At 82.8% G+C, this 303-nt stretch carries 1 pseudogene; it reads right to left on the reverse strand.

The features are described from left to right. Positions 1–303, reverse strand: a pseudogene (locus VR45_RS13840) (hypothetical protein); the annotation flags it as partial.

The raw sequence follows: 303 nt of genomic DNA on the forward strand, positions 1-303 counted from the left end.
CGGCGACGTCGACCGGGCCGAGCAGGCGGATCCGGGGGGCGTTGCGGACGGCGTGCGCCTCGGGCGAGCGGAGGATGGCGAGCAGGTCGTCGCTGTCGCTGCGCCCGGAGGTGGTCCGGGCGAGCGCGGTGGCGGCCGGACCGGGCTCGGGCCTGGTGGGGAGGCGCGGGTCGGCGCCGGTGGGCGCGGAGGCCGGGTCGTGCGTCGGTACGGGCTCGGGGGCGGGTTCCCGGACGGGCCCGGGCGCCGGCTCGGGCACGGCGGGCGCGGGGACGGCCGGCGCGGGAAGGGCAGGCACGGGGG

Origin of the sequence: Streptomyces sp. NRRL S-495 (assembly GCF_000966955.1) — a bacterium.
Taxonomy (GTDB): domain Bacteria; phylum Actinomycetota; class Actinomycetes; order Streptomycetales; family Streptomycetaceae; genus Kitasatospora; species Kitasatospora purpeofusca.